Origin of the sequence: Streptomyces sp. NPDC092045 (assembly GCF_044756005.1) — a bacterium.
Classification (GTDB): Bacteria; Actinomycetota; Actinomycetes; order Streptomycetales; family Streptomycetaceae; genus Streptomyces.
In genome coordinates this window covers 30635-55191 of the sequence record NZ_JBIVSC010000021.1, presented here as the reverse complement: position 1 = coordinate 55191, position 24557 = coordinate 30635, and the positions used below count along the sequence as shown (strand labels likewise).

Annotated in this window: 26 protein-coding genes and 5 pseudogenes; 16 read left to right on the top strand and 15 right to left on the bottom strand. The window is 69.4% G+C overall.

What is annotated here, in order from left to right:
- Position 1: 1 nt before the first annotated feature.
- From ACIQKA_RS30420 to ACIQKA_RS30410, 3 genes are read right to left on the bottom strand one after another with little or no spacing between them, the layout of a single operon-like run.
- Entirely contained in the window at positions 2-172 is a 171-nt protein-coding gene (locus ACIQKA_RS30420; protein WP_402543007.1) for a DUF6228 family protein, read from the bottom strand.
- Positions 173-174: 2 nt separating this feature from the next.
- A complete protein-coding gene (locus ACIQKA_RS30415; protein ID WP_402542989.1) occupies positions 175-378 on the bottom strand; it encodes a DUF6228 family protein in 204 nt (67 codons plus the stop codon).
- Entirely contained in the window at positions 375-1979 is a 1605-nt protein-coding gene (locus tag ACIQKA_RS30410) for a transposase (protein WP_402542988.1), read from the bottom strand. The genes ACIQKA_RS30415 and ACIQKA_RS30410 overlap by 4 nt, the downstream gene beginning before the upstream one ends.
- A 1138-nt stretch (positions 1980-3117) precedes the next feature.
- Here ACIQKA_RS30410 and ACIQKA_RS30405 point away from each other — a divergent pair.
- From ACIQKA_RS30405 to ACIQKA_RS30385, 5 genes and pseudogenes are all read left to right on the top strand, one after another.
- A pseudogene (locus ACIQKA_RS30405) lies at positions 3118-3342 on the top strand (transposase family protein); the annotation flags it as partial.
- A 232-nt stretch (positions 3343-3574) separates the two neighbouring features.
- Complete coding sequence (locus ACIQKA_RS30400; protein WP_383157678.1) at positions 3575-4192, top strand: class I SAM-dependent methyltransferase; 618 nt, start codon at positions 3575-3577, stop codon at positions 4190-4192.
- A gap of 11 nt (positions 4193-4203) precedes the next feature.
- Positions 4204-4443, top strand: a complete 240-nt coding sequence (locus ACIQKA_RS30395; RefSeq protein ID WP_391096830.1) for a hypothetical protein — start codon at positions 4204-4206, stop codon at positions 4441-4443.
- Between the two features lie 475 nt (positions 4444-4918).
- The gene (locus tag ACIQKA_RS30390) at positions 4919-5221 is read left to right on the top strand and encodes a hypothetical protein (RefSeq protein WP_402542987.1); all 303 of its coding nucleotides are present in this window, start codon (positions 4919-4921) and stop codon (positions 5219-5221) included.
- Between the two features lie 971 nt (positions 5222-6192).
- Positions 6193-6471, top strand: a complete 279-nt coding sequence (locus ACIQKA_RS30385; RefSeq protein ID WP_402542986.1) for a hypothetical protein — start codon at positions 6193-6195, stop codon at positions 6469-6471.
- 106 nt (positions 6472-6577) lie between these two features.
- On the opposite strand, the pseudogene ACIQKA_RS30380 reads toward ACIQKA_RS30385, so the two are convergent.
- From ACIQKA_RS30380 to ACIQKA_RS30360, 5 genes and pseudogenes are all read right to left on the bottom strand, one after another.
- Positions 6578-7277: pseudogene (locus ACIQKA_RS30380) on the bottom strand (HNH endonuclease family protein).
- Between the two features lie 482 nt (positions 7278-7759).
- A complete protein-coding gene (locus tag ACIQKA_RS30375) occupies positions 7760-7981 on the bottom strand; it encodes a hypothetical protein (protein ID WP_402542985.1) in 222 nt (73 codons plus the stop codon).
- Positions 7978-8346: an STAS domain-containing protein gene (locus tag ACIQKA_RS30370; RefSeq protein ID WP_402542984.1), complete on the bottom strand. Its 369-nt coding sequence runs from the start codon at positions 8344-8346 to the stop codon at positions 7978-7980. The genes ACIQKA_RS30375 and ACIQKA_RS30370 overlap by 4 nt, the downstream gene beginning before the upstream one ends.
- Positions 8347-8730: 384 nt before the next feature.
- Positions 8731-9135: an ATP-binding protein gene (locus ACIQKA_RS30365; RefSeq protein ID WP_383157663.1), complete on the bottom strand. Its 405-nt coding sequence runs from the start codon at positions 9133-9135 to the stop codon at positions 8731-8733.
- Between the two features lie 67 nt (positions 9136-9202).
- Complete coding sequence (locus ACIQKA_RS30360; protein ID WP_402542983.1) at positions 9203-9577, bottom strand: STAS domain-containing protein; 375 nt, start codon at positions 9575-9577, stop codon at positions 9203-9205.
- Positions 9578-9873: 296 nt separating this feature from the next.
- Between ACIQKA_RS30360 and ACIQKA_RS30355 the strand changes: the two genes are divergently transcribed.
- The 6 genes and pseudogenes from ACIQKA_RS30355 to ACIQKA_RS30330 all read left to right on the top strand — a co-directional run bounded on the left by ACIQKA_RS30355 (position 9874) and on the right by ACIQKA_RS30330 (position 14838).
- Positions 9874-11544, top strand: a complete 1671-nt coding sequence (locus tag ACIQKA_RS30355; protein WP_402542982.1) for a PP2C family protein-serine/threonine phosphatase — start codon at positions 9874-9876, stop codon at positions 11542-11544.
- Positions 11541-12635, top strand: coding sequence for a B12-binding domain-containing protein (locus ACIQKA_RS30350; protein ID WP_402542981.1), 1095 nt, complete (start codon positions 11541-11543; stop codon positions 12633-12635). Before ACIQKA_RS30355 ends, ACIQKA_RS30350 begins: the two co-directional genes overlap by 4 nt.
- The gene (locus tag ACIQKA_RS30345) at positions 12632-13045 is read left to right on the top strand and encodes an STAS domain-containing protein (protein ID WP_391096836.1); all 414 of its coding nucleotides are present in this window, start codon (positions 12632-12634) and stop codon (positions 13043-13045) included. The genes ACIQKA_RS30350 and ACIQKA_RS30345 overlap by 4 nt, the downstream gene beginning before the upstream one ends.
- 75 nt (positions 13046-13120) lie before the next feature.
- Positions 13121-14130: pseudogene (locus ACIQKA_RS30340) on the top strand (IS3 family transposase).
- Positions 14131-14374: 244 nt separating this feature from the next.
- Positions 14375-14608, top strand: coding sequence for a DUF5133 domain-containing protein (locus ACIQKA_RS30335; RefSeq protein WP_390111242.1), 234 nt, complete (start codon positions 14375-14377; stop codon positions 14606-14608).
- A gap of 50 nt (positions 14609-14658) precedes the next feature.
- Positions 14659-14838 carry a hypothetical protein gene (locus ACIQKA_RS30330; protein WP_383157649.1) on the top strand — a complete coding sequence of 60 codons (180 nt, stop codon included), beginning with the start codon at positions 14659-14661 and terminating at the stop codon, positions 14836-14838.
- Between the two features lie 585 nt (positions 14839-15423).
- Here ACIQKA_RS30330 and ACIQKA_RS30325 read toward each other — a convergent pair.
- The 3 genes and pseudogenes from ACIQKA_RS30325 to ACIQKA_RS30315 all read right to left on the bottom strand — a co-directional run.
- A pseudogene (locus ACIQKA_RS30325) lies at positions 15424-15648 on the bottom strand (transposase); the annotation flags it as partial.
- A 148-nt stretch (positions 15649-15796) separates the two neighbouring features.
- Positions 15797-16228: a DUF6003 family protein gene (locus ACIQKA_RS30320; protein WP_402542980.1), complete on the bottom strand. Its 432-nt coding sequence runs from the start codon at positions 16226-16228 to the stop codon at positions 15797-15799.
- A 348-nt stretch (positions 16229-16576) separates the two neighbouring features.
- On the bottom strand, positions 16577-16939 hold the full coding sequence (locus tag ACIQKA_RS30315; RefSeq protein WP_383157641.1) for an STAS domain-containing protein: 363 nt from the start codon (positions 16937-16939) through the stop codon (positions 16577-16579).
- Between the two features lie 175 nt (positions 16940-17114).
- Between ACIQKA_RS30315 and ACIQKA_RS30310 the strand changes: the two genes are divergently transcribed.
- Both ACIQKA_RS30310 and ACIQKA_RS30305 read left to right on the top strand, forming a co-directional pair.
- Positions 17115-17267 (top strand): hypothetical protein, encoded by a 153-nt coding sequence (locus ACIQKA_RS30310; RefSeq protein ID WP_402542979.1) that lies wholly within the window; start codon positions 17115-17117, stop codon positions 17265-17267.
- A 42-nt stretch (positions 17268-17309) separates the two neighbouring features.
- Positions 17310-17669, top strand: coding sequence for a hypothetical protein (locus ACIQKA_RS30305; protein WP_402542978.1), 360 nt, complete (start codon positions 17310-17312; stop codon positions 17667-17669).
- Positions 17670-17814: 145 nt separating this feature from the next.
- On the opposite strand, the gene ACIQKA_RS30300 is transcribed toward ACIQKA_RS30305, so the two are convergent.
- Positions 17815-18465, bottom strand: a complete 651-nt coding sequence (locus ACIQKA_RS30300; RefSeq protein ID WP_402542977.1) for a TetR/AcrR family transcriptional regulator — start codon at positions 18463-18465, stop codon at positions 17815-17817.
- A gap of 307 nt (positions 18466-18772) precedes the next feature.
- Between ACIQKA_RS30300 and ACIQKA_RS30295 the strand changes: the two genes are divergently transcribed.
- Positions 18773-20077 carry a YncE family protein gene (locus ACIQKA_RS30295; protein WP_383157634.1) on the top strand — a complete coding sequence of 435 codons (1305 nt, stop codon included), beginning with the start codon at positions 18773-18775 and terminating at the stop codon, positions 20075-20077.
- Between the two features lie 197 nt (positions 20078-20274).
- Here ACIQKA_RS30295 and ACIQKA_RS30290 read toward each other — a convergent pair.
- Together ACIQKA_RS30290 and ACIQKA_RS30285 are read right to left on the bottom strand one after the other, a co-directional pair.
- A pseudogene (locus tag ACIQKA_RS30290) lies at positions 20275-20614 on the bottom strand (MerR family transcriptional regulator); the annotation flags it as partial.
- 438 nt (positions 20615-21052) lie between these two features.
- Entirely contained in the window at positions 21053-21472 is a 420-nt protein-coding gene (locus ACIQKA_RS30285) for an HGxxPAAW family protein (protein ID WP_390111228.1), read from the bottom strand.
- 141 nt (positions 21473-21613) lie between these two features.
- On the opposite strand from ACIQKA_RS30285, the gene ACIQKA_RS30280 reads away from it, so the two are divergent.
- Together ACIQKA_RS30280 and ACIQKA_RS30275 are read left to right on the top strand one after the other, a co-directional pair.
- Positions 21614-22045 carry a MarR family winged helix-turn-helix transcriptional regulator gene (locus ACIQKA_RS30280; RefSeq protein ID WP_402543006.1) on the top strand — a complete coding sequence of 144 codons (432 nt, stop codon included), beginning with the start codon at positions 21614-21616 and terminating at the stop codon, positions 22043-22045.
- 213 nt (positions 22046-22258) lie between these two features.
- Entirely contained in the window at positions 22259-22672 is a 414-nt protein-coding gene (locus ACIQKA_RS30275; RefSeq protein ID WP_402542976.1) for a hypothetical protein, read from the top strand.
- Between the two features lie 480 nt (positions 22673-23152).
- On the opposite strand, the gene ACIQKA_RS30270 is transcribed toward ACIQKA_RS30275, so the two are convergent.
- Entirely contained in the window at positions 23153-23404 is a 252-nt protein-coding gene (locus tag ACIQKA_RS30270; RefSeq protein WP_402542975.1) for a helicase associated domain-containing protein, read from the bottom strand.
- Between the last annotated feature and the right edge of the window lie 1153 nt (positions 23405-24557).

Genomic DNA, 24557 nt, shown 5'->3' with positions numbered 1-24557 from the left:
GCTATCCGACCGTGCTCATGAGAAAAATCTGGAACTCTGCGGTCAGCTTTCGCATCTCCTTGCCGACCGCACGCACGGTGGTGGTCTCGAAGTGCCACTCCTCGGACGGAGGCCGGTCGTGGATGCCCCACGTCAGGTGGACGTAGCCGCCCGGGCGGTGCTCCGCCGAGATCGTCAGGTCGCGTTCCAGGGAGCGCCAGCCGCGCGTTCCTTTTCCCAGCCGCGGAAGTCCTCGGCCGGTGAGGAGAGGAAGGTGTCGAGGCCGTCGCCGTCCCATGTCCGCACCAGGGTCTCGATGCTCACCCACTGCCTGCGAGCTTTTACGAGGAAGTCCAGTGCGGGGTCTCCCACCTGTATCGCAGGTCCGTCTTCGATCATCTAGCCTGGGATCGAGCCCGTGCGGTCCGTAGACGGGTGATCTGGGCACGGTTGCGGGCCCGAACGGTCCGGCGCTGCCCGGCCTCGACGAGCACCGCGGCTCTGGCTTTCTCTCCGGCGTCGAACGCCGCCGGAGAGAAGCGGTCGCTGGCTCTGACGTGGCGTTCCCAGTCGTCCTGCCAGAACTCCACCGTCCAGCCCGGCCACAACTCTGGTGTCTGGTGAGCCTGTGGCGAGGAGTAGAGAGACCACCAGCCCAGATGGCGGCGTTCCGGGTCGATGTGAATGCCGGAGCTGACGTGCAGGTGGCAGCCTCCGTGCCCGGGAGCGTCCGCGAGGCGGTCGAGCAGGGCGGCGCCCTCGCTGACAGGATGGTCGAAGGCGTCAGAGGCGACGTGGCAGCGACCGGTGCTGACCGTGATCACCACACCGCCCGGATCGGGCCCGGCCAAGTCCTCGTCGCCGGGGGCGAGGAACGGGGCCACAGAGGGGGCTGGATCGCGGCAGCGGACGTACTCCGGGTCCAGCCCCACGTACTCACGCAGTTCGGCCGAGCCGTCGTACAGCCAGCGGACCTCCCAGCCCGGCCATGCGGCTCGGATCAGCTCGAACACGGCCGCGCGGTGGCGGAGCTGAGTGCTGGGTCCCTCCCAGGCGAAGAACAGGAGTGCCTTCCGGCCGAGGTCGAGCAGTATGCCGCCCTGGGCCATGGTCTCGTCCAACCACCAGCCGTCCCGGCGGAGTCCGGAAAGCATGGCGAGAACCGGTGTCGGCCCTTCCAGCAGGTCGAGGTCGATTCCGACCGCCCAGCCGGTCCGGTACAGCTCATGTGTGCCGCTCTCACGGACCACGAGGATGTTGGCTCTGTCTCCCATCGGGTCAGGATGACCGGACGGGAGGCTGCCGGCCATCCGTTTTCGGCGCCTTCCAGGCTCCGGTGTCCAGAGAGCGAAGGCGTGCCGACAGGGTGGGGCCGGAGTCATGGTCATGCCCCGTGGAGTGGTGCGGTGATCACGCGACCAGATGCCCTCCCGCGGGTTCGGGTCCGGTGAGTGACTCGGAAGCCGGAAGACGGTGAGCCAGTCCGCGTGGTCGGCGATGAATTGGCGCATCGGTTCGACCAGGTGGATGCGCAGGGTGTTCCAGACCAGCACGATCGGGCCGCCGAACCGAAGGTGCGCCCTGACCGGCAGGTCACGCAGGTCGTGCCACCCGATCCCCTTCGGCTCGCCCTTGCGGCCCCGGTACTCGCGGACCGAGGAGAACGTCGGGGACCGCTTCCCCGGCTTGTAGCAGGTCAACCCGGCTGTGAACACCCGGCCCGAGCCCCGGCCACGGGCCCGGACCACTGGCGTTGAGCCCTTGCGTCCCCAGCTTCTCGCTCGCGGCGGCGTCATCGACCGCCCGGCTTCGTCCTCGAAGACGATCCAGCCGTTGCATGCCGCCGCGGTGCTCTTACCTGCGGCCAGGTCTCCTCCCTCCAGACCTCGACCGCCGTGTCGTCGCGTTCGATCGCCCGGCTGGCCCGGCTGGCCCGGCTGCTGCCAGGACCAGTCCTGCCGCTTCAGCAGCAGCCACGTGCCCTCCGCGGTGTAGCTCACGTGGAACAGCTGGTCTATCAGCGCCTTGGTCAGGGCCGGTGCCCACCGCTGTCGGCCCAGCCGTGGACCAGCGGCCCACGCTCCGGTTCCCGTTCCAGCCTCGCGATCTGTGCTTCGCCGCATCTCGGCCGCCCAGGCGATCCCTTCGACAGGACCTCCGAGGCACCGCGCTCGCGCCGCTGACGGCGCCACCATTCCACGGACCACTCGCCGGCCCGAAGCGGCGCAGCGCTCTCCCTGTTCTTCTGCCCGCCCTGGAAGCGTGTCACGGCCTGAAGCCGACCCCGCTCCCTCGCGGTCCTCCCGGCGTCGGTCAACCCGCCGCCCCGTGCGTATCTCGTGGTCAGGGCCACCGGAGCGGACCGGCCGCCGCCACGCGAACGACTCCGACATCACCCAAACAAGTTCAGTACTCACTTTTCGGACACCTTTTGTCTGGCCGGTACCTTAGCCGATCAACTTATGCACTCCTACGCTCGAAGCACACCCTCTGTCGAAAGGGAGGAAAGCTATGAGGGCTCGGCGAAAATTGGCAGTTCTGGCCTCGTCTGCGGCGGCTGCCGCGGCACTGGTACTCGGAACAGCGCCCACCGCATCTGCTGACGGTTATGTTCCGCCTGGCTGTTCGGGTGGCTTCGTCACAGATCAGAAGGGCTCTTGGGCCTACTGTTACCACACTTACGCCTACCAGGCGTTGGTGCGCTGTTCCAACGGCAACTACTATGCCAGCGAGTGGATGCAGCCCGGCGGTAAGCAGCCCTATGTTCTATGCCCGAGCGGAACGACAGCAACCAACTGGTGGGTCAACATCCCTGACTGATCCCCTTTCATCCTGTGCTGGAGGGTGAAATGGGCTGGTCAGCCTCGATCTTTCGTGACGGTCCGTCGGTTCACCCGGCGGGCCGTTTCGGCTTACTCGGGCCGGTGAGGGGCAGGGCGGTGGCCCGAATGTCGCATCAGGTGGGCGCCGGGTTCCACGATTCCGGGGGTTTGGTTCTCGCTGGGACGGGAGTGCTGTGGCTGGTCAGCCTGGCTGTGGCAGGGCTCGCAGACGCTCGAAGGCCGTGGTGATCACGTCGGTCCAGGGCCAGTGACGGGCGAGGCGGAGGTAGCGGCATCGGCCGGTGGTGACGAGCTGGGCGCCGGCGCCACCGTTCGCACCCCGTACAAGAACCATCGCGAACAGCCCGAGCACCACCAGCAGTTCAACCGTGACCACGCCCGGCTGCGGGCGCCTGGCGAACGCGCCTTCGCCCGACTGAAGCTCTGGCGAATCCTCCGCCGCGCCCGATGCTCCACCCATCGCGTCAACACCCTCGTCCAGGCTGTCCACACCCTGCTGACCTGCCGCTATTCAGGCTGAAAGAGGTTCACCGACTCAAACTGCAAAACACCTGATGGACGACCGCGCCGGTGTCCACCGACCCACCACCGCATCATCTCGATCGCCCCCCTGCGTCGCCGCTACACGGACCGGCCGATCGTGTCGTCGAGATGATCTTCTGCCGCAGAGTTCCCGCTGGTCACGTTCATGTGTACGCCGCCGGTCCTAGGATGTGGAGCATGAACAGGACCACGCTGGCACACACAAGAGCATGCCGATGATGACGCGGCGGACCCGCTGGCAGGAGGCGGGCAACAGCGGAGACTTCGGCAAGCGGTTCGCCGAGCTCGTCTCCGCCGGCGAGGACATCGACGGTGAAGCCCGGCTCGCCGACACGCTCCTGTCACGCGGCGCCCGAGTGCTCGACGCCGGTGCCGGCATGGGCCGGGTCACCGCGGCACTTCTGCGGTGCGGGCACGACGTGGTCGCGATCGAGCCCGACGAGGCACTGGTCCGACAGGCTCGGGAGACTTACCCCGGGCTGCCGATCCAGGAACGCAACATCCTCGACCTCGGTCCCGACGACGGCCCGTTCGACCTGGTCGTCTGCGTGGGCAACGTCATGCTCTACCTGGCCGAGGGAACCGAACGCGCGGCCCTGCACGCGATGCGCGCCGTTCTCGGCGAAAACGGCCGGATCCTGATCGGCTTCCACCTCCAGGACCGGCCCCCGCACGCTCACGCCTACACCGCAGCCGAGTTCGAGGCAGATCTCGCGGCCGCTGGACTCCGCGTCGATCTGCGGGCAGGCACCTACCAGCTGCACCCCGCGAACAAGGCCTACGGCGTCTGGGTCCTGAGCCACACCCAGAGTGAGACCAGCAGCTGAGATTCGCGGTCATGAGCGGCAGTGCGATCATCATTGCGGAGCGGACCACCTTGGTCGAGGACGCTCCCGCGCGGGCGGCGGCCGCCACCGACTGGCTTCTCGACCAGCGGATCGTTCAGCCCCATGACCGGCCTGATTCGCTCTGGCGGCCAAGCCGGTACGTTCCCCTGAACGAGCTCGTTCAGGAACAGGTCATCCATGCCCGTCGATACGGACCCGGCCTCGGACGGTGTCACAGTCTCCTGTCGTGAAGAGCGTTGGTGCGGATCGGCGTGGGCAAATCCCGACCGCGGTGGTGTGGGCTTGGGACGGGGGCTGTGCCGGGCTGCGGGACGACGTTCCGACTGCCACGAACGCGGATGCGAGAGCGAGAGCGGCCAGGAAGACGAAGAGGTGGAGGTGCCGCCCAGGGGTGGTGCGAGAGGACGGCGGCGAAGGGGGCGAGGGCGGATGCGGTCATGGCGGGGGCGCCGAGGACGCCGGAGAGGTTTCCGTGGTGGGTGGTTCAAGCGCCACCGGTCGGAGTCGGGCGACCTGCACGACCCCCCCCCTCGCCTGGCCCGCGCTCCAGGACATCCTCGGCGAATCCGGGTGGGCCGACCTGCTCAGGACTGCCGACCGGCGAGGCTTGACCTCGCCGCTCTGGACGGAACCCCTGTCGGCCCCGGCCTGCTCGGCCGGGCCGTCGCGCAACTCGCTGCTGCGGCCCGCGGTCCGTTTGACCGCGTGACCGACTACTGCGAAGGTGACCTCCACGCCCACATCGAGCACCCCCTGCACGCCCTGCGGCCCGGCCCGGACCCGGCCGTCGTACGCGAGACGCTCGACACGTGCCTGCCCCGCACCGCCTGGGACACCTACGGGTCCCGCACCCGCAAAGCGCTCGAACAGCTCTTCCCCGTTCCACAGCCACGCCCCGCACCCCGCTACACCGATCTGACAGCGGCACAGCAACAACTACTGCACGACCTGGTCGGCCATCGGCACGCCCGGCTCATCCGCCCATCCGCTCATCCGCCGACCGGCTGAGCGAACTCGGCCTCCCACACACCGAAGAAGCCCCGCAGTCCTTCGTCGGAGCACATCGAACACGCTGAAGCACCGCAGCACCGCAGCACCGCAGCACCGCAGCACCACGCAGTGAGCGACGGAGTGCTCAGTAATGTAAAGACGGCATGGCTGCCCGCCCTCCGCAAGGATGAGCCGCCCTCATAGTCGTCGCCACCCCCACGCATCCCTCGCATAAGCGCCTCGTTGGCCCGGAGGGAGGGAGGAGATGAAGCGGCCCGGGAGGTGAAGGTGTTGTCGGCGCTGATCCGTAGTCGGTGTCGCGAAGGCGCGAGTATCGCGGTGGTCGCCAGAGAGCCGAGGGTGTCGAAGTCCACCGTGCAGCGTCATGTGCCGGTGCAGGAGCGGCGTGATGCCGCGGCCGCGGCGCGCCAGCGGCACTCCAACCGGCCGGAGCCGCCGTACGAGAAGGCGCCGCGGGCCCGGGTCGTGCGTCTGTACGGTTCGGGGATGCCGCAGCAGCGGGTGGCGGCCACGCTAGGGATTTCGGTCGGGGCGGTGGTGGCCCGGCTGGAGTCGGCCCAGCGTCGTTCCCCTCAGGAAGCAGCCCGTCTCGCCGTTGAACAGCAGGGCGAGCTTCTGCCGCAGGACGAGGTCATCACCCGGTACGTACAGGGTGCCACCATGGCCGAGCTCGGCCGGCTCTACGGAGTGCGTCCCTCCACGATCCGGCGCAGGATCCCCGAGGACCTGATCCGCTCCTGCGTCCGCTCCCCGAAGTCCCGGCCCCGGGCGCGGCGGGTGCTGGTCGATGAGGAGCCCGCCGCCGGTACGCGGCGGGGGAGAGCGCCTACGTGCTCGCCCGCGAGTTCGGCGTCTCCGCGCACACGTTCCGGACACGAATCCCCGACACCGACCTGCGTGGCCGTCCAGCCGGGAAAGCCTCCGCCCCACCGCCTGGTCCTGTGCAGCCGAGGCCGGGAGGTGCCCGGATGGTGCTATCACCCTCGGACGAGGAGATTCTGGCCCGTGACCGGGACGGGCAGTCCGCGACCGCGATCGGCCGCGCCGCAGGCGTGGACTGCCGCACCATCCTGCGCCGCATCCCCGAACACGAGCGGCGCACCCACCTCCAGGCGCAGCGGCTGAACCGGCCGGCCCCCGACGTCGACGCGGACACGATCCGCGCGCTGCGCGCCCGCGGCCTGTCCTGGGAGGCGATCGGCGCCGAGGTCGGCCTGTCGGCGAAAACGGTCCGCGCCCGCGTGTGAAGACAGGAGCCCGTCCCTCGGCTTGGCGCGCCCTACCCTGCGCGACTCACACGTGCCCCTTACCGAGCCACCCCAGTGCGGGGCGCGACATCTTCCCGCGCCTGATCTACGGTGCGGGGCTGTAGTGGACGACGATGGTCTCGCAGGCCTCGGCGTACACCTTCGGTCTGGTCGACCGTGAGGTTCCAGCGCGGCTTGGTGGCGGTCCGTTCGCCGATGTGGCGGCAGTGGGCGTCGGCCAGGGCGGCATCCAGGTGGCCGGGTCCTGGTCCGCCTTGGAGCGGTTGGTGCGCGCGGTGACCGCGACGAGGGAGGCGGCGGCGCCCTGGTCGTTGGCGTAGGCCTCGCGGCGCTTGGCGTTCCAGGTGCGGGCGCCGGAGTCCCCGGCTTCGCGCGAGGGGGACCATGTGGTCGATGCCGAGCTCGCCCGCCTCGCCCACCTCGACGATGTCGTAGTAGGAGACCCGCTTTCCGCCGGTCAGCCTGCAGCCGGCCGCCACGGTCGGCTCCTGGACGGCTTCGGCGGGCAGGACCTCGTTGCGGGTGTTGCAGCCGTCGGCGGGGTCCAGGCCGGTGTTCCAGTGCCGGAAGGAGGCACGCGTGCAGCCGGTGCGGCCCTCCTCGGCGACGGGGAGCCGGCCGACGGCGTCCTCCAGCGGGAGCACCGCCGGAACAGACGCCCCCGCTGTGGCCATAGGCGCGCTGGCGGCGGTGGCGGTGCTGGCGGTGCTGGCGGCGGTGGGGGGGGGGAGAGAGAGGGCGAGCGGGGTCAGGGCCAGGCAGAACGCGGCAGTTTCGCGCGGCATGTGGGTGATCACGCCCGTGGACACGGCGTGCCCGGACCCGCCGACACGCCGGGCCCGGGGTGCTCATCGACCGGGCGAGGCGTCGGAGTTCGGCGGAGAAACGTTCCGCCTTGTCGTGTACGGGTTCACCCGTGAGGACGAGACCGTACGAGGTCATCCCTGATCGGCAGGATTCAGCGCCAGGTGAGATGTTCGTAGCGCAGGAGGGAGGCGCGCGAAGCCTTCTCGGCCGTGCCGAGGGCTTCGGCGATCGCGGACATCGCCGCCCCCGTGCTCACGGCCCTGGGCCCGGGCGGCTTCGGCACCGGTCTCGGCGACGATCGCCTCCGGCTCACTACAGGCCCTCGGCATTGCCGCTTACCGACGCGCCGGATCGTCCCCGGCCACAGCTGGTCGATCCGTTCCCGGGCCTGCCCCGGTGGCGCCGCCAGATCCTCGGGCAGCGCCACCGTGCGCTCGACGACGTCGGCGGGGTGGGTTTCTCACTCCGCGTACGGACCGGTGGTGCCGTAGGCGTCGGGGGCGTCGTCCTCACGGACCTTCTCCCCGTCGATCGGGTGCGTCTTCGTCCTGCGCCGGCCGCGGGCGCGCCGGCCGCGCATCGTCACGGCGGTGGGCCGGCGGAACTCACCGTTGTAGTGCCACCAGGACGTCGACTCGTGGAGGGTGCTGCCGCTGCCCGGTTCGAAGCCGGATCGCGTCATATGCCACTGTCCGGCGAGGGCGGGGGCGCCCACGGGGCGGACGGATCGGGGGTGGGCGCGTGGGGGGTGAGGGTGATGACGGTGTCCAGGCCGAGGCGGTGGAGCAGGTCGTAGACGTGGGCATTGGCTCCGGTCACGCTCAGAGTGCCCTCGAGCCGGGTCAGGCTCTGGTACCAGTGGATGAGCAGGGTGACGCCGCTGGAGTCGAGGAAACGACTCCGGGAGGCGTCCAGGACCAGGTGGCGGCAGCCTTCGTCGATCATGCGGCCCCCTACAGCACGCAGCAGGGGTGCGGTGTGGAGATCGACGCTCTCGGGCAGCAGGGCGGTGATCCGGTCGCCTGCACGTGTAGTGACGTGGAGCACGGCGAGGTCCCCTGCCGTATGGCCGGTGAACCTGTGGTCAGGTATTCCCGGTGCTGCATCCCTCACTGTAGACCTACTCGGCCGGCCCGGACGCCAGCGCCAGAACATGGTCTGCCGCTCCGCGCCGGCGGCCCGGTCGAAGAACCTGGCGCCTCCTCCGAGTGGACGATCGAGCAGGTGTCCCGACTGCTCGCCGAGAGCAGCAGTACGCCGGTGGAAGGTCTCCTGGAGCAGATCGCCGACCCCGGTCACCACGACGACGTCACTCTGCCCGCTGTACGCGTCGACACCTCAGGGGCGACTCGGACCGAACCGTCTTGAGACAGAAGGCCCCTGGGCCTGCTTTTCGTAGCGGGCCCGCTCCACGACGATCGTGGTGTCCGCTCACGAGCCCTGATCGGTGGTGTCCAGGACGACCTGGATGGTCTTTCCCGCCCCGAGGGGCGTGATGGTGACCTGGCGGCTGAGCTTCTGGATCAGCGGCCAGCCGAACCCGCCGGGCGCGGTGGGGTGACTGTGCGTTCTCGCCTGTGGGATCACGGGGGAGGCGTCGGTGGCGCGGACGGTGAGGGCGCCGTCGGTGAGGTGGGCGGTGAATCCGGTCAACCCGCCGCCGTGCCGGAAGGCGTTGGTGACGAGTTCGGAGACGACCAGGAGAATGTCGTCGGTGACCGTTCGGGGCGGGGGAGCGCGGCCGGTGGTGTGCAGGAGATCGCGGACCTGATCGCGGGCCGCGCCGACGGTGGCGGGCAGCGCGTGCCGGCTCGCACGGGGTTCCGTCGTCGTCATGTCTGTCCGCCTCTCCCCTTCGTATGGTCACCTTCGCGTTTTCCCGTGCGGGCGGGTTGTACGCGGTTCACCGCCGGCGAGGCTGGGGGATGTGCGCACGGATGAGGTCCGTGGCCGTGGACGCGGTGGGGGTGATGGTGAAGGCGCGGGTCAGGTCGGTCAGCTCCAGCATCCGCTGCAGGAACGGAGTGAGCCCGGCCAGGGCCAAGGGGACGGCGGCCCGCGCATGGTGCTGCTGAGCGGTGAACAAGACGTGGAGGAAGGAGGAGTCGGCGAAGGTGACCCCGGACAGGTCCACGACAGTACCGGCCGGAGAACCGTCGGGGAGCAGGGCGAGGGCATGGGCCAGGGCGTCGGCTTCGTCGGTGTCGAACTCACCAGCGACATGCACGGTCCGTATGCCGTCGACCATGGCAACAGTCACTTCCACGTCGTTGTTCATCCGGGCATTTTTACAGACCGGCGCCTCTGCGAGCCAGCTCGGGGCGTCCTTCGCCACGATCTCGCGCGCATCGCCGGGCGGGGAGGCCCAAGAAGAGACCGACGTCACTGCCTTGCCCGTGAGGGCCTGTGCTCCCAGGCCTGTAAGAGGATGATATGTCGTTTATGGTGTGGGGAAGTCGTGCTGGCTTTGGCCTGACATTGCATAGGGCTTGCGGATGCGAGACGGTTGCGGTCAGACAAGTATTTTCCAGCGGCAGAAAGGTGGTGGGGTGCGCACGATGCGTCCCCTCCTATGTGATTCCCTTCCCGGGTACCCCTGACAGTCCGCGTGGTGGTGGCGTTCACGTCAGTACGGCGTGGAGCAACGCCCCCTATCCCGTTCTCGTCGTCGATCGCGACGGGAACGTCGTGGAAACCAACGAGGCCGCCCGCCACCTGTTCACCCAGGCAGGCGAAGACCCGGCGGCCGACGCGCTGCCGGACTGGCTGGCCCGCGCCCACCAGCACACGGCACCGGAAACCACCCCACCGCAGACCGTCTCCGGCACGGTGGCGGGACGCGCGTTCGAGGCGCACCCGTCGCCGGGCAAGGGCGGGTGCACGGTGTGGTGGCTGGTGGAGAACACCGACCTGCACCTGGCCGAACAAGCCCTGCGGGGCGAACGGGCGCGCACCACACTGCTGGTGGACATCTCCACCGCGCTGTTCTCCTCGCTCAACGTCGAACGGTGTACGGAGGTGACAGTGCGCATGGCCGCCGACCATCTCGCCGACGCCGCCCTCATCGTCGCCCCCTCCCAGGGGCGCCGTCACACCCTCACCTACGCCCAGGTCGGCGGTGAGGTCACGCAGAAGACCGCATCGATCGACTCTCATACGATTCCGGGCCTGACCGAGGCCCTGCAGGGCTTTCCCCCCGTGCCCACACGGTGGATCGATCCGGGCGACATCCCCGACTGGGCCGTCCCGACCGGTTTCACCGGCCCGATCGGATCGGTCATCGTCACACCCCTGCCCGGCTACGGCATGCCCGCTGGCGTGCTCATCCTGCTGCGCTCCAGCACTCGCCAGGCCTTCACCGACGGCGAAGAAGTCTTCGCGCGGCTGTTCGCCGCCCGGGCCGGCGCCGCCCTGTCTGCGGCCCGCCTCTATGCCGAGCAGGCCTCGATCACCGCCACGCTGCTGCGCGAACTGTTGCCGCCGAAGCTTGAACGCGTCCACGGCGTGGAGTACGCCGGCATCTACCGGGCCGCGAGGGATCACGAGCGTGTCGGCGGTGACTTCTACGACGTCCACCCCGGTGCCGACGCTACGAAGGAGACCTTCGTCGTCCTGGGCGACGTGGCGGGTAAGGGCCTGGAAGCAGCCGTCATGACAGGAAAGATCCGCAGCGTCCTGCACGCACTGCTGCCACTGTCCGCAGATCACCAGCGCGTCCTGAACCTCCTCAACGACGCAGTGCTCACCTCCCACCACACCCGCTTCGCCACCCTGGTCCTGGCCTCCGTCCAGCGCCGCCAGGGACAGGTGAGGCTACGCCTGACCAGCGCCGGCCACCTGCCTCCGCTCGTCGTCCGCACCGATGGCCAGGTGGAGGAGACCGGCACCTGCGGCACCCTCATCGGCGCTCTCCCCGAGATCAACACCCGGAGCTCGGAGGTGGTGCTGGCACCCGGGGAGACGTGCCTGCTCTACACCGACGGCATCACCGAAGCCCGCGGCGGGCCGCTGGGGGATCAGCTCTACGGTGAGGAGAGGCTGCGGGCGGCGTTGCGGGAGTGTGTGCGGATGCCGGCGGAGGCGGTGGTGGAGCGGGTGCAGATGCTGGCCTCGCAGTGGCTCGGCGGCCATGAGCACGACGACATGGCCACCCTGGCGATCACCAATCCGGCCAGCGGCCACGGTGCACTGCACATCGTGGGCAGGCAGAACAGTCCCCGTACGTCCAGCAGGGAAGACCGATGACCACCATTACCACACTCCACTCCCTGCCTGAATTGCCGGAGCTGTCCGAGCGGCTGTGGACGGCGGTGATCGGCCGGGACGAGCAGACCGCGATGCGCCTGGTGACGGCGGCAGCCGATGCCGGAGCGGACACCGAAGCGCTGTTGCTGGATGTCGTGGCCGGCGTGCAGCACCGCGTCGGCGCAGAGTGGGCCGCCGACCGCATCAGCGTGGCAGACGAGCACGCCGCCAGCGCGATCACCGACCGGGTCCTCGCCGCCCTCGCCCACCACCAGGCCCCCCGGCGACTGCGCATCCGAGGCCGTGTGACGGTGGCGTGCGTGGAGGGCGAGTGGCATGTTCTGCCCGCCCGGTTGCTGGCCGAGGTCCTCACCCACCGCGGCTGGCAGGTCGACTTCCTCGGCGGCCACACCCCCACCCCGCATCTGGTCGCCCACGTCCACCAGACCAATCCCGCAGCCGTGCTGCTGTCCGCCTCCCTGCCCACCCGCCTGCCCACCGCCCACAAGGCGATCAGTGCTCTGCAGTCCATCGGCGTCTCCGTCATGGCCGGTGGCCGTGCCTTCGGCCCTGACGGCCGCTACGCCCGACTTCTGCGCGCCGACGCCTGGGCCCCTGACGCCCGGGAGACAGCCGACCACCTCGACCAGGGCCTGACACGGCACCGCGTCGGGCAGCGCCAGCAGATCCACGACGACCTGCCCCACCTCACCGACCAGGAGTACACCCTGGTCACCACCCGGCGCACTGCTCTGGTGAAGCAGAGCCTGGAGACGCTGGAGGAACGCTGGCCCGCGATGCGCACCTACAGCACCGCGCAGCGTGACCGCACCACCGAGGACCTCGCCCACATCATCGACTTCCTCGCCACCGCCCTCTACGTCGATGACGCCGAGCTGTTCACCACTTTCACCACCTGGACGGCCGGCATCCTCACCGCCCGCGGTGTTCCCGCCGCCGGCCTGCGCCTGGGCATGGACGTACTGGCCGGACAGTTGCGCGACTTCCCCCGCGCTCTGACCTTCCTCACAGCAGCCACCGACGCACTGCACACCACCTCCGATCACACCGGCCCGGGAATCACCGCATGACCTACCTGCCCACCGACCTCACCGTCACCGCCCGCAGCACCCATCCGCACGCGCTGCACCTGGCCGTCGCAGGAGACCTCGACTACGAGAGCGCCAGGCAGTTCACCCACGAAACCGACCAGGCACTGGACACCCACCACCAAAAGCACGGACCGGTCCTACGGGACCTGCACCTGGACTTCAGCGGCCTGACCGGCATCGATTCCAGCGCCCTGAGCGCCCTGCTCCTCCTGCATCGCCGCACCCATCCCGCAGGCATCACGCTGCACCTGGACCACCGGCCCGTTTACATGACGCGCATTCTCGAGCTCACCGGCATCGCCGACCACCTCACCCAGGACGCCCGCAGCCCCCACACCGCCGCCGGCACCGCACCGGACAATCAGACGGAGAAGGCTTCCACTCCCTGAACGACCCGGCCTCGAACGGGCTTTGACCCCGGATGTCGGACACTTGGATTTCGAGTTCAGGAGAACAGATGTTCCGTGGTCATGAAGCACTGTCCGCCGGAGTTCGAGGCGGATGCGGTCGCGTTGTACGAGTCGCGGCCCGAGGCGACGATCGAGTCGGCCGCCGCTGATCTGGGGGTGAACCCGGAGACGCTGCGGAACTGGGTCCGAGCGCCTGGCGCGAGCCGGCCAGGGGAAGCCGGGCTGAGGCGTCCGCCAAGCCGCCCACGCCACTGGAGGCGAGAACGCGGCCCTTCGCAAGAAGGTCCGTGAGCTGGAGGAGGAACGCGAGAACCTGCGCGTCTCCCCGGCGAAGTACTTCGCCGGGGAGACGCGCAGGTGAACCGCTTCCAGTTCGTCGCCGATCACCAGCGCCGCCACGGCGTGAAGCGGCTGTGAGCCGTCCTCGGCGTCACCCGCTCGAGTTTCCACCACTGGCGCCGAACGGCTGCGGCCCGGGCCGCCCGGCAGACTGCCGACGCCCGGATACGGGCGTGCACCTCGAACCGGACGGTACCTACGCTGTGCCCAGGATCACCGCCGAGCTCCGTGACGGGGGCGAGCGGGTCAACCACAAGCGGGTCGCCCGCGTGATGCGCCCGGCGGGCCCGGCGGGTCCGCGGCTGCGGCGCAGGCACCGCACCACGGGGGCGGACCCGGCCGCGGCGAAGACCCCGGACCTGATCGGACGCGACTTCACCGCGATCGAGCCGAACACGAAGGACGTCGGCGACATCACCTGTCTCCCACTGGACGTCGGGAAGTTCCTCTACCCGGCCACCGTCATCGACCTCGCCTCACGCCGCCCGGCCGGCTGGACGGTCGCGGACAACGCGCTCGCCGAGTCGTTCGGCGCGACATCCAAACGCGAGACGCTCCGGGGTCGAAAGACCTGGTCCAGCGAGCACGAGTCCCGCCTCGACGCGTTCCGCCGGATCCACCGCTGCAACACCCGACGCGGTCACTTCCGCCTCGGACACCGCAGCCCGGTCGCCTTCGAGACAGCGCCCCGAGCGACATCGACTACGCTGACGCCAGCCGCATAACCCGTGTCCGGGATTCGCGCTCAAGGCCCGATGCGAGACAGAACCGTTGACTGGACAGGCCCGGTGCGGGGCCATACGTCGCGGTCGGACCGCTCGGTGATGCTCGGCCGTGGTTCTGTGACGGTGGGCGAAAGTCGGCCTCCGAGCGGTTGCGCGACCGGTAGGGAATGCGAGGCGGGAACCGGGGTAGCCGGGTGCATGGTCTTGCGTCAGATGTGCGCCGGCGTGGAAGGACGGTTCTGTGATGTTGATGGCCCACCCCGCGGTTCTGCGGGAGCTGATCGACCAGTACGAGGCCCTCACGGCCGCGGGCGCCGCCGACGGGGACAGCGCGCAGTTGCGGCAGCGTGTGGACGACGTCGCCTACACCTTGTGCGTGTCCACCGGCACTCGGAGCGTCGACGCGGCCCTGGACGCCGCCCGTCACCAGCTGCTCGACGCCCGGCCCCTGGACGACTCGGTCCTGAACGCCGCCTGATCCGCCAGCCTTCCCCACTTGCCCTGACATCCAGGAAACGGACGCCCCACGTGAACGTCACCATCACCAGTGCCGCACCGATCTACGACCTGCTGATAGCCGAACGCGGTGACGTCGTTGCCGATGCGGCGCGCATCGCGGAGCAGACACGGGCCGAGGCGACCGGTCTCCTCGACTTCGGCCTCCTGGACAGGAACCGGGACGGCGAAGCCGACGCTGACGCGGCATAGCCGCCTGGAAGATCGTCCGGGCCTTCAGCAAGAGAAGGGGACGTACACCACATACTGGCATTGCCAGGTCGAGTGAGCTGTCCGTGAGGTGGGCCGGTCCGGCGTGCTTCGGACCGTGGTGGTGGCTGCGGTTCAGCCTGTAGGGGGCACGCCACTGGTATGGGTGATCTGGTCCCAGATGGCGGAGCGGACCACCATCTCGGTGCGGTGGAGGGCGGCCGTCACGAAGGGACGCCGGGGCCGGAGGTGCGGTGAGAGCTTGCTGAACGCGCTGAGGAACCTCCGGCCGCGCCCATCCAGCGGAGGCCCTTCATTGCACGTTCCCGGTGCCGGGCGGGCTGCTGGGGGACCCCGGGTGCCCTTTGTCACCTGACTGCGGGTGGCGTCGGCGTAAGACGGCCGTGCAGGCGGGGCCGAGCCGGCGCGTCCACTGATGGTTCGTCCCGTAAGTCACCTCGATGCCGCGCTCGCGCGTCAGCTCCTCGACATCCCACGGGCTCAGACTGAACCGGTGGTACAGCCACACACGATGAGAGACGACCTCCGGTGGGAACCGGAACCCGCAGTACGACACCGGATCCACGAGCGGTCCTGGACGAGGGCGGCGTAGAGCCCACCGTGACCGCGTCGGTCTTTCCCCACCAGCGACAACTCGGCCCGTGGCCTCACCGGCCCGTCTCCGCGCAAGACCGCATCCGCCCGCTCGAACAGGGCGTCCGAACGAACGGCGGGACAGGAGTAGAGCTCGCCCCGGAAGCGTGACGGTTCCGCCAAGGCCTCCCGCAGGGCATCGCGATGCGGCAGACGCATCCCCACGGCCTTCGTGCTGAACGTGTGTGTTCCTTGGCCGGAACAGACGTTCAGACGAAGGCCGCCTCCGTGTACGGCGGATATCGCACCGAGTGATCAAGTACGACGCACCGTTCGACGGCGCGTCTTGACGATCAAGCCAGGGGATTCAGGAGCGGGACGTGGCGGGCAGGGCCGTGGGGTCCACTCCGGACAGTTCCACGATGCGGTGCGCCGGTACGCCGACGGCCAGTGCCCTGTGGAGCAGGGCGTTGCGGCCCTCCTCACTGTCGCGGTAGGCCAGCAGCTCCTCTTCGACGGCCGCCACCGGCTCGGTGGCGCCGGCCCGGCGCACCCGCTCCAGTTCCTCCCCGGCCAGCGGCACCGGCAGCCGCTCGGCCCCCTCGGGGATCATTCCGGTCTGCTCGGGTGCCACGATGCGCAGCGCCGGGGAGGTCACGTCGGTCTCGTGAGCGTCGAGCCAGGCCCGCACGGCCGGGGTCCGCAGGCATTCCAGCTCCCCGGCGAGGGAGACGGGCGTGCCCTGCCAGCCTGAACCAAGGGTGGTGTCGGCGAGAAAGAGGTAGGCGTCGTCGGTCATGGTGGGTCACTTTCCGAGGTCGTACCGTGATGTCGTCACGCTCTGCCTACCCGCCTCCGGCTTCGTCATAGCTGCCGACACGCCGGGCGGGGTTTTCCTGTTCACCGACTACTGGTGGGAGAGATCCGAAGGGGAGCGAGCCTGGTCGGGCGGGTTCCGGCACCGAGGGCGGGGACGGGTCCCACCCGGGGAGGCGTGGCGGGGCGCACACGGCGTTGACATCGAGCAGCAGCACATCGACCAACCCCGTCCTGGCCTCCTCCACACCCGCCTGACCCGCTCGGTGCGACGAGAGGACGGCCGCCCGAGGCTCTCCCGGGCCGCCGTCCTCTCGTTGTGGCCCTCGTGTCAGGTGCTCAGGGCGTCTTCGACGGTGGGATGACAGGGAATGAAGGAGTCGGCGCCTACCAGGCTCAGCACGCGCCGGACGGATTCGGCGGGGGCGGCGACACGCAGCCGGCTCTGTACCCGGCTGATCTGCCGGCCCGCCCTGAGCAGGACATTGATGCCGCTGGAGTCGATGAAGCTCACGCCGCTCATGTCGGCCACGACCGGCAGCACCGGCTCGCCCTGGGGAAGAAGGGCCTCGCGCAGGAGGTCCTGCTCGTCGTAGTCGATCTCTCCGCGCAGGGTCACGATGCGGATGCCGTCGACCACGCGGTGCGCCACGGACAGCCGTGCTGTCCGCTCCGCTTTGTCATTGCTGGTCATGGTCTCCTCGACAGCGCTTGAACTGCCTTCTCGCAGGGGCGTGCGCGGACGATTGTGCACTACCTGCCCAGGCCCGGCACACCCGGATGGCCCTGCGGACAATCCGGGCGGAGCCGGGTGAGGATCGATCGGGCGGGGGAGCCGCGCCGTGTGAGCGGGAAGGAGGCCGGACCCGGTGGAGCTCGATGCCGGTTGTGGCAGCGGTGCCCGGCTTCCGTCGGAAGGGGACCTGACGCGCGCCGACCACACCTTGGAGGGCGGCGGCAGCCGTATCGCAGCTGACCGTCACCACGCCGCGACCTTTCTGGAGAAGATCCGCACCGAGTAGGGTCTGCCGGTATCGCAGCGGGTGCGGGAGTCGACCGAGCTGGTGGTCGGCGAACTGGTCACCCATGCCCACCAGTACGCCTCGGGTCCCGTCCTGATGCAGCTGCGTACCAGTGGCGGTGGTGCGGATGTCGTGGTGCGGGACGGCAACCCGGCTGTTCCGGTGATTCATGCCGCCGACCCTGGCAGGGCGGGCCAGTGCGGTCTGGAGACCATCAAGGAGGTTGCCGAGAAGCCGTCCATCGAGCGCGAGCCGATCGGCAAGCGCATGCGGCGGTCGCGCCCCCCCGCTCGACTCGGCGTTCCCCACGAGCCGGGGCTGAGAGGTCCGGTCGAGGGGTCTGTGAGGGAGATCCGGTGCAGGTTGCCTGAGACGGCATCGGTCCGTCGCCACTCGCTGTGACAAACGCCGCCACGTCTGCCTCGGCAACGCGACCGTGGCGGCCCTCACCATCTGTCTCCGAAGTTGATCGCCCGGACAGGCTCCGGGCCGTTTCGTTTGGATCAGCGAGTGGACCGGACGAGGGTGCCAGCGACGGGGAGCCCGGTCAGGTGGACGGTCGGAGTCCGTACCTGCCGAGGATGAGCTGCAGGAACTCGTCGGCGATCTCCTCCGGAGTGGCGTCGACCCATCCGACGACCCAGTCGTGCATCAGGCCGTTCACGGCCCCGATGAGGGCCGCGGCGGTGATGCGGTAGTCGCCCGCCGGAATCTCGCCGCGATCGGCGGCGTCTCCCGAGATCCGATTCAGCAACTCGATCCAGACGGCGCGACGCTCAAGGCGTTGATGGTTGATGCGCGGACTGACCCCGACGATCTCGACATAGGCGATGCGCGCATGGCGCATGTCGCTGGCGGCACCCTTGACGTAGGCGTGGGCGTAGGCGGTGATCCGCTCCGGCGGAGGAAGGTGCTCGACCTTGGGCAGCACGTCGATGACTGCCTTCTCGGCGACCTCGTTGACGTACAGGTGGAGGTCTGCGAGCAGGTCTTCGAGCGTGCGGTACTCCTCGTAGAACTGGCGGGTCGACAGTCCGGCCGCTTTGCACAGGTCCCCGAGCCTGGTCGCCCGGTACCCGAGGCCGGTACCGAAGAGGTCCAGGCCCGCCTCGCGGAACCGCTCACGTCGCTCGGCCCGCCTCTCGGCCGCGTCCCTGCCCCCGTAACGGCCCTGTGCCGGAGCGGTTCTTCCCGTCATCGCAATCCCCCTACCTGGTGGTACGCGCAATCCTCCCGCACGGGCCTTGCGCCGCCCGCGGGCACCTTCCTACTATCCGGTAATCCAAGTCTGAAATTGACGGTGTTCAGACTTGGAGGGTGTGTACAAGCCAACGAAGCGAGCGACCCCCGGGCCCGAGAACGCCTGGAACCGCCAACGACCAGCGATCGGACCGTCGCTGCCGCGCCTCATGGCAGAGCGTGCTTCAGCGCCGTAGGCCGGCTCGATGCACAGCAGCTCCAGTTTCCTGCCCGACTCGGCACCACTCCCTTTGGAGGAGCGAAACATGCACGCTGCATCATCAGCCCCCGCTCCGAGCAGTCCCGAGCAGACCGTCAACAACCGGATCAGCACCATCCGCCGCCGACGACTGTGGAGCATTGCCGCGGCGGCTCTCCTGACCGCCGGCGCCATCGTGCCCGCGAGCACCGCGCAGGCGGCGCCCACCCTCCAGGAGGTGATGCTGGTCGGCAACAACTGGGAGGGCACCGCCGACGTCATCAAGTCCACGGGGGACTTCACCAAGGTCGGCCGGATCAACCTGGTCCCCGACAAGAGCCAGCGCCTGTGGGAGATCTACACCGACCCGGTCAGGCTGGTCTTCTTCCTGGGCATCCGGGAGACCGCCGGCGAGGGCCACGACCAGTTCGTCGACGACATGTACACCACCCCCGACGGCTCGGCGATCGTGGTGTCACGGCCAAGCTTCGGCGACGTGGCCTCCATCGACACCGCCACCGGGAAGCTCAAGTGGCGCTTCCGTGTCGCGGGCTACCGGGCCGACCACATGGCCGTCTCTCCCGACGGGTCTCGAGTCGCGGTGTCGGCCTCGACCGGCAACACCGTGCACGTCCTGGACATCCGCACGGGCCGGCAGATCGGCTCCTTCGCCACCGGCGACAAGCCCCACGAGAACGTCTTCACCCGCGACGGAAAAATCTGGAACATGTCGATCGGCGAGGTCAACAACGACTTCGACGCGCCCTGGCAGGACTTCCTCAAGGGTGACCGCAAGATCACCGTGGCGGACGCCCAGACCCTCCAGGTGGTCAAGACCATCGACATGCGGGACCGGTTGAACGCCTTCCCCGGAGGAAAGGACCACTCCGACTCGATCCGGCCGGTCGCCTTCACGCCGGACGAGTCCAAGATGTACTTCCAGGTCTCCTTCTTCAACGGCTTCTTCGAATACGACGTCGCCACCGACAGGATCACCCGCATGAAGACCCTGCCGAAGAACGCCGCCACCAGCGACGACCGCACCACCTACGTCAACGACTCCCGCCACCACGGCATGTCCATGAACCCCGACGGCACCAAGCTGTGCATCGCCGGAACCATGGACAACTACGCCGCCGTCGTCGACCGCACCACCCTCCAAGAAGGCCCCCTGGTCCCGGCCGCCAAACCCTACTGGGCCACCGTCAGCGGCGACGGCCAAGCCTGCGTCATCTCCGAGAGCGGCGCCGACCAGGTCACCGCCATCAGCTTCGCCACCGGCCAGAAGATCACGTCCGTGCCCGTCGGCGACCACCCGCAGCGGGTGCGCATCGCCCACCTCCCCGCAGGCTGGACGAGTCCGAACGGCTGACCGCTTCCGTCATCCGGGGGCGAGGCGCGTGAAACCGTCCCGCCCCGCGCGACGGTTTTCCAGCTCCGCGCGCTGGCCGACGAAGTCCCCGCGGGCCGCCCGGCCCGGCTCGCGGTGGCATGCCGGGGAGGCCGGGGCCGAGGCGTTGACCGGACCGTGGAGGGACGCCGCGGACGGGTGCTTTCCGCGGGCGACCGTCAGGAGCCGCTGGCGGGTGCGGACCTCGGCAGACGTCTGCGAAGGGTGCCTTCGAAGGCTTCGGCACGCGCGAGCTGGACCCGGAGCTTCTCGACCCGTTCGGCGGTGGCCTGCCGATGGGTGCGGACGCGGTCCAGCAGGGCTTCGCGCTCGTCGGCGCCAAGCGCTTCATCGACATCGAGCCGGTCGGTGGCTTCCAGCAGGTCGCACGTCTGGTCCAGGGGGAAGCCCAGGGGCTTCGTCCGGTGGACGACTACGAGGCGGGCGACGGTCGGTCTCGGTGTGGAGGCGGAAGCCGCCCTGCGAGCGGGCGGAGGGGACGACGAGACCGGGTTCCTCCGCAGAAGCCGGGTCGCTGTCCGGATGGTCCGGTGGATCTTGCGGCTGGCAGGATGGACGCACACGTTCGCATCCACTGCCGGAAGACCCCTCGTGTTCGATGCTACGCGTCGAGCACCCGGCTGCGCACGATCAGCCGGGTGCCCGGGGCCATGGCGTGTACGGGGGACTCCGGTGGACGGCAGCTCCGGAAGGGTGGGCCGGGCCGGTGGGAACTCATCGGAGCCGCCTCCGGTCCCGGCGCTCCGGACGTCGCGTGCTCGGCCGGACCGGGCCCCTACACCAGCGCGCCCGCCTACGCCGACCGGATCCGCCAAACCGTCAGGCGCCGAGCCCGAGCCGCAACGGCCCGGGAGACCGCTTTCGGCGTCTGAGCGGTCTCGGCGACCCCGGGAGGTGATGGTCACTTGATATCCCTGCTCCCGTCTCGGGGTGCGGTCAGTTCCACTCCGGGACGGGAGAGTTTCCCCGACCCTGCCGGGTAGGGCCCGGCACCGTGCAGGCAGTCTGATCCACCGCTGTCACCCGGCCGGCCATGAAGCCCGTGGCGGTCGCGGGTCGTCGGCCCGCCATGCGGCACCCCAGGCAGTCGGGGTGGCCCCGACGCGCCCCGAGGTCACGCACCCGCCATGGCCACTGCTCCCGGGGCCGGGGGCCGCTCGACTTGCCCCATCCGGCGAGGTGCAGCGCCCAGGTCGTGAAACCCGACAGGAGGGCGAGACCGGTGCCGAGCAGGAGCAGCGACGGAGAGAGGGCGACGACCGAGGCGCCGAGGGCGCTCAGGCCGGCGACCGCGAGCGCCGTACCCGTCCAGCCGGCCAGTGTGTGACCGAGGTCCACGTCACCGTGCGCGCTCATGGAAGGTCCTTCCTGACAACAGGGATAGGCTGGCTCAAGAGAAGTTTTATCTCACGAGCTAAGTTACTTAGACTGTAAGGGAATCGTGCATTGGCTGACAAGGCGCGCCCTCCTGGAACCCCGGAGCAGGCACACGCCCAGATGGACCGGTTCATCGCGCTCGGCATCGTCGCGCAGCACCACATGGCGCAACGCCTGAGCCTGAACGTCACCGACCTCACCTGCCTCGGCTTCGTCCTGGAGGCCGAGGGAACCGGGGAATCCGTCACCGCGGGCGATCTGGCACAACGGGCGAACCTGACCACCGGGGCGATCACCGGTGTGATCAACCGGCTGGAACGTGCCGGATACGCCCGGCGCGAGAACGATCCGAACGACCGCAGACGGGTGTACGTCGTCTCCGACGCCTCAGCCTCCGCCCGCCTCTTCGAAGCGTACGGAGGCAACTACCGCCGCATGGCCGACCTCTTCGCCGACTACTCTCCCTCGGAGATCGCGGTGCTCTCGGACTGGCTCACCCGCGCCACCGCAGTCCTGCGGGCCTCGCTGGACGAGGCGCGCGAAGCCGACTGACGGAGGCGGGGCCCGGGCGATCATGGGGGCGCGCCCTCTGCGATCCCTTCGAGCGAGGAACCGGCGTCCCGCTCTCCGCGTTCACGGGGACCGACCCGTCGACAGCGGACGCATCTTGGTGCGGCCACGCACATGGCTGTGTGTTTCCTACTCGGGTGCGGTTGAGTATCTGTGCTCTGACGGGGGTCGGGGGGATGCCGGGAGGCTGGGGCCATGACGAACGAACGGCGAAACCCCGCGCCCCTGTCGATGACGACCGTGCTGCTCGCCGGCACAGCGGTGGTGATGTGGGCGGTCTGGCTGGGCTGGGACCAGCACTACGACGTGCGTCCCGACGGCTCTACGACCGGTCCCTACGAGGCGTGGCAGGTCATCGGGCTGGGACTGGGCCTGCTGGTACCGGTGTGCTGGGCGGCGTTTCGAGGACACGGGGCGGCCGCGGTGCTGGGCACCCCGGGCGGTCTGACACTGGCTGCCGCTTACGACTGGTCGGACGACTCCAGTGGCCTGTTTGTGATCGGCGTGGGAATGATCATGATCGGGAGTGCGGCCGCGACCGCTCTCGTCGCGGTCCTGGCTTCCACCCTGCGCCAGGCAGGGGCCGGAGCCGGCTGCCCCGGGCGCTGAGCCCGGCCGACACGCTCTCCCCACCGCCGGCGTTCCTCCTTCGTCGTTCCGGGCCCGCCGCGCCGCCCGCTTCGGATCGCGCACGGGCACCGATGCCGACGCCCGCGGGGCGTCCTCACGGCCGAGGCCCGTGCGACCTGCCGGCTCGCGCACGGCGAGGTGAGGAGATGGGCCACGACCACGATGGCCTGGCGGCCCCGGCCGCCGAGCACCCAGGAGGCGTCTCGCCGATCATGCCGGGCTCGCGGCGTCCGGCACCGCACCCCGCCGCGTCGTCGTCACTCGCCGACGCTCCGCGTCGCCCCCTCCGCCTCGCGACGCATGCCACCGGACATCGCTCCCCGATCCGGCCCGATCGACAAGACACCCCCTAGGACCCGGTGAACCGGAACTCGTCGACCGCCGCCCAGTCACCCGGCCGCCGTCACGAGCGCACCCGGCCGAGGAGGCATCGGGCGGCGAGAGCCACGACCACGCCTATCACGCCCGCCCCATCCCGATCCGGGAGAGCTGTTCGATCCGCTCCGGCGTCAGCGACGCCGCCCGGGAGCGTTGGTCGCCGACCCGCGCGCCGAGCTTGAGCGACACCTCCCGCCGCTCCTGGCCCTCGTCCTCGTCGTTGCCGGGGAGGACGGTCTCGACGTGTTTCCTCGGCACGGTCAAACGCCCTTCGCGCTGGTAGTACTGGTGGACGGCGGTGTAGTGCATCACCCACCCCTCTGCCCGGCTCATCCGGACCTCCGGCTTTTCCCCTCGGTGGCGGGGGTGGTGTCGAGAACGTGTTCGCACGTCCACTGCCGCACGCTCGTGAACTCGTCGAACCCGATTCGAGTGTTGCCCGCTGGTACGGCTTCCTGTTTCCGTCTTGTCTGCGGTGGCGGCCCGAGCGATGTCGACGGCGTCCTGGTCCTGGACGACTCCCGCGCACCCCGCCGTGTCCATGCGCACCGCCTTGGTGGGCCTGGTGGCAGACCTGGCTCTTCGGCGGCATCCTCGCCGTCATGGCCCTCGTGGTCCCCCGTCCTCTCCGGCCCCGGCTGGGCCCGGAGCCGGACACGAAGATCCTGCTCGGCTCTGCTACGGACAACAGACGATCAGGCCGGGCGTTCAGTCGTTGTCGGGATCGTCGTCCACTGCTGGTTCCTCGGACTCTTCCCCGGTCACATCGTCGAATAGCGGAGGCGGGCCTCGGGCCCGTCGATGCACACCACGCAGTCTTCGAAGAGATGCAACGGAGGCTGCCGACCGCCGATCGGAGCAAGCGTGAGTCCCACATCCCGCAACGGCCCGACCGGAGCGACGGATCCGAACCCCTCCGGGTCAGGACCTCTGTAGGCCGCCCACGACTCGAACAACGGCCTCACGGTCTCCCATCCCGAGCCCGGGGTGAAGTGCGCCAGGAAGAACGGATGCTCACAGCCGTACTCATCGAGCTCACCGATCAGGACGTCTCCCTGCAAAAGCTGCCACCGCGTCATCCGGTGTCCCCGTTCCCCACCGTCCGATCGGGGCCGCATCTTCGCAGCACGCAACTCTCTGGCCAAGCAGGTCATTCTGAAGTGATCGGTTATGTGCATGTTGTTTCCAGAGGCGAGGCGGTCTTGGGCGCAGGAGGCTGTGCCACGAGCCGGAAGGACGGTTCGGTGTACGGACCGGCGGAGCGGTCTCGACCCGACCGGCCCCCGGTTCCTCCAGCCAACACGGTCGAGGGGAACGGGACCACGCAGTTCCCCAGGCAGGAGTACCGTCCTGCTTACTTCTGCTGGTGGTTGCGACGAGGATCCCGCTGACCTGGGGGTATGCAGTCACGATGGGCACCGGGAGGCTGACCGGGGCAGGGTCGGGGAGCGGCTGTACGTGCCGGCCTCGGTCTCCGTAAGGTGGT

Coding starts and splice junctions, on each gene's coding strand:
- ACIQKA_RS30300 (WP_402542977.1), bottom strand. CDS start 18,465: ATGACGGGAAGAACCGCTCCGGCACAGGGCCGTTACGGGGGCAGGGAC.
- ACIQKA_RS30395 (WP_391096830.1), top strand. CDS start 4,204: ATGAGCGGCAGTGCGATCATCATTGCGGAGCGGACCACCTTGGTCGAG.
- ACIQKA_RS30360 (WP_402542983.1), bottom strand. CDS start 9,577: ATGAACAACGACGTGGAAGTGACTGTTGCCATGGTCGACGGCATACGG.
- ACIQKA_RS30335 (WP_390111242.1), top strand. CDS start 14,375: ATGTTGATGGCCCACCCCGCGGTTCTGCGGGAGCTGATCGACCAGTAC.
- ACIQKA_RS30375 (WP_402542985.1), bottom strand. CDS start 7,981: ATGACGCGATCCGGCTTCGAACCGGGCAGCGGCAGCACCCTCCACGAG.
- ACIQKA_RS30345 (WP_391096836.1), top strand. CDS start 12,632: ATGACCTACCTGCCCACCGACCTCACCGTCACCGCCCGCAGCACCCAT.
- ACIQKA_RS30280 (WP_402543006.1), top strand. CDS start 21,614: ATGGACCGGTTCATCGCGCTCGGCATCGTCGCGCAGCACCACATGGCG.
- ACIQKA_RS30415 (WP_402542989.1), bottom strand. CDS start 378: ATGATCGAAGACGGACCTGCGATACAGGTGGGAGACCCCGCACTGGAC.
- ACIQKA_RS30350 (WP_402542981.1), top strand. CDS start 11,541: ATGACCACCATTACCACACTCCACTCCCTGCCTGAATTGCCGGAGCTG.
- ACIQKA_RS30315 (WP_383157641.1), bottom strand. CDS start 16,939: ATGACCAGCAATGACAAAGCGGAGCGGACAGCACGGCTGTCCGTGGCG.
- ACIQKA_RS30275 (WP_402542976.1), top strand. CDS start 22,259: ATGACGAACGAACGGCGAAACCCCGCGCCCCTGTCGATGACGACCGTG.
- ACIQKA_RS30295 (WP_383157634.1), top strand. CDS start 18,773: ATGCACGCTGCATCATCAGCCCCCGCTCCGAGCAGTCCCGAGCAGACC.
- ACIQKA_RS30365 (WP_383157663.1), bottom strand. CDS start 9,135: ATGACGACGACGGAACCCCGTGCGAGCCGGCACGCGCTGCCCGCCACC.
- ACIQKA_RS30285 (WP_390111228.1), bottom strand. CDS start 21,472: ATGAGCGCGCACGGTGACGTGGACCTCGGTCACACACTGGCCGGCTGG.
- ACIQKA_RS30320 (WP_402542980.1), bottom strand. CDS start 16,228: ATGACCGACGACGCCTACCTCTTTCTCGCCGACACCACCCTTGGTTCA.
- ACIQKA_RS30270 (WP_402542975.1), bottom strand. CDS start 23,404: ATGAGCCGGGCAGAGGGGTGGGTGATGCACTACACCGCCGTCCACCAG.
- ACIQKA_RS30385 (WP_402542986.1), top strand. CDS start 6,193: ATGGTGCTATCACCCTCGGACGAGGAGATTCTGGCCCGTGACCGGGAC.
- ACIQKA_RS30400 (WP_383157678.1), top strand. CDS start 3,575: ATGCCGATGATGACGCGGCGGACCCGCTGGCAGGAGGCGGGCAACAGC.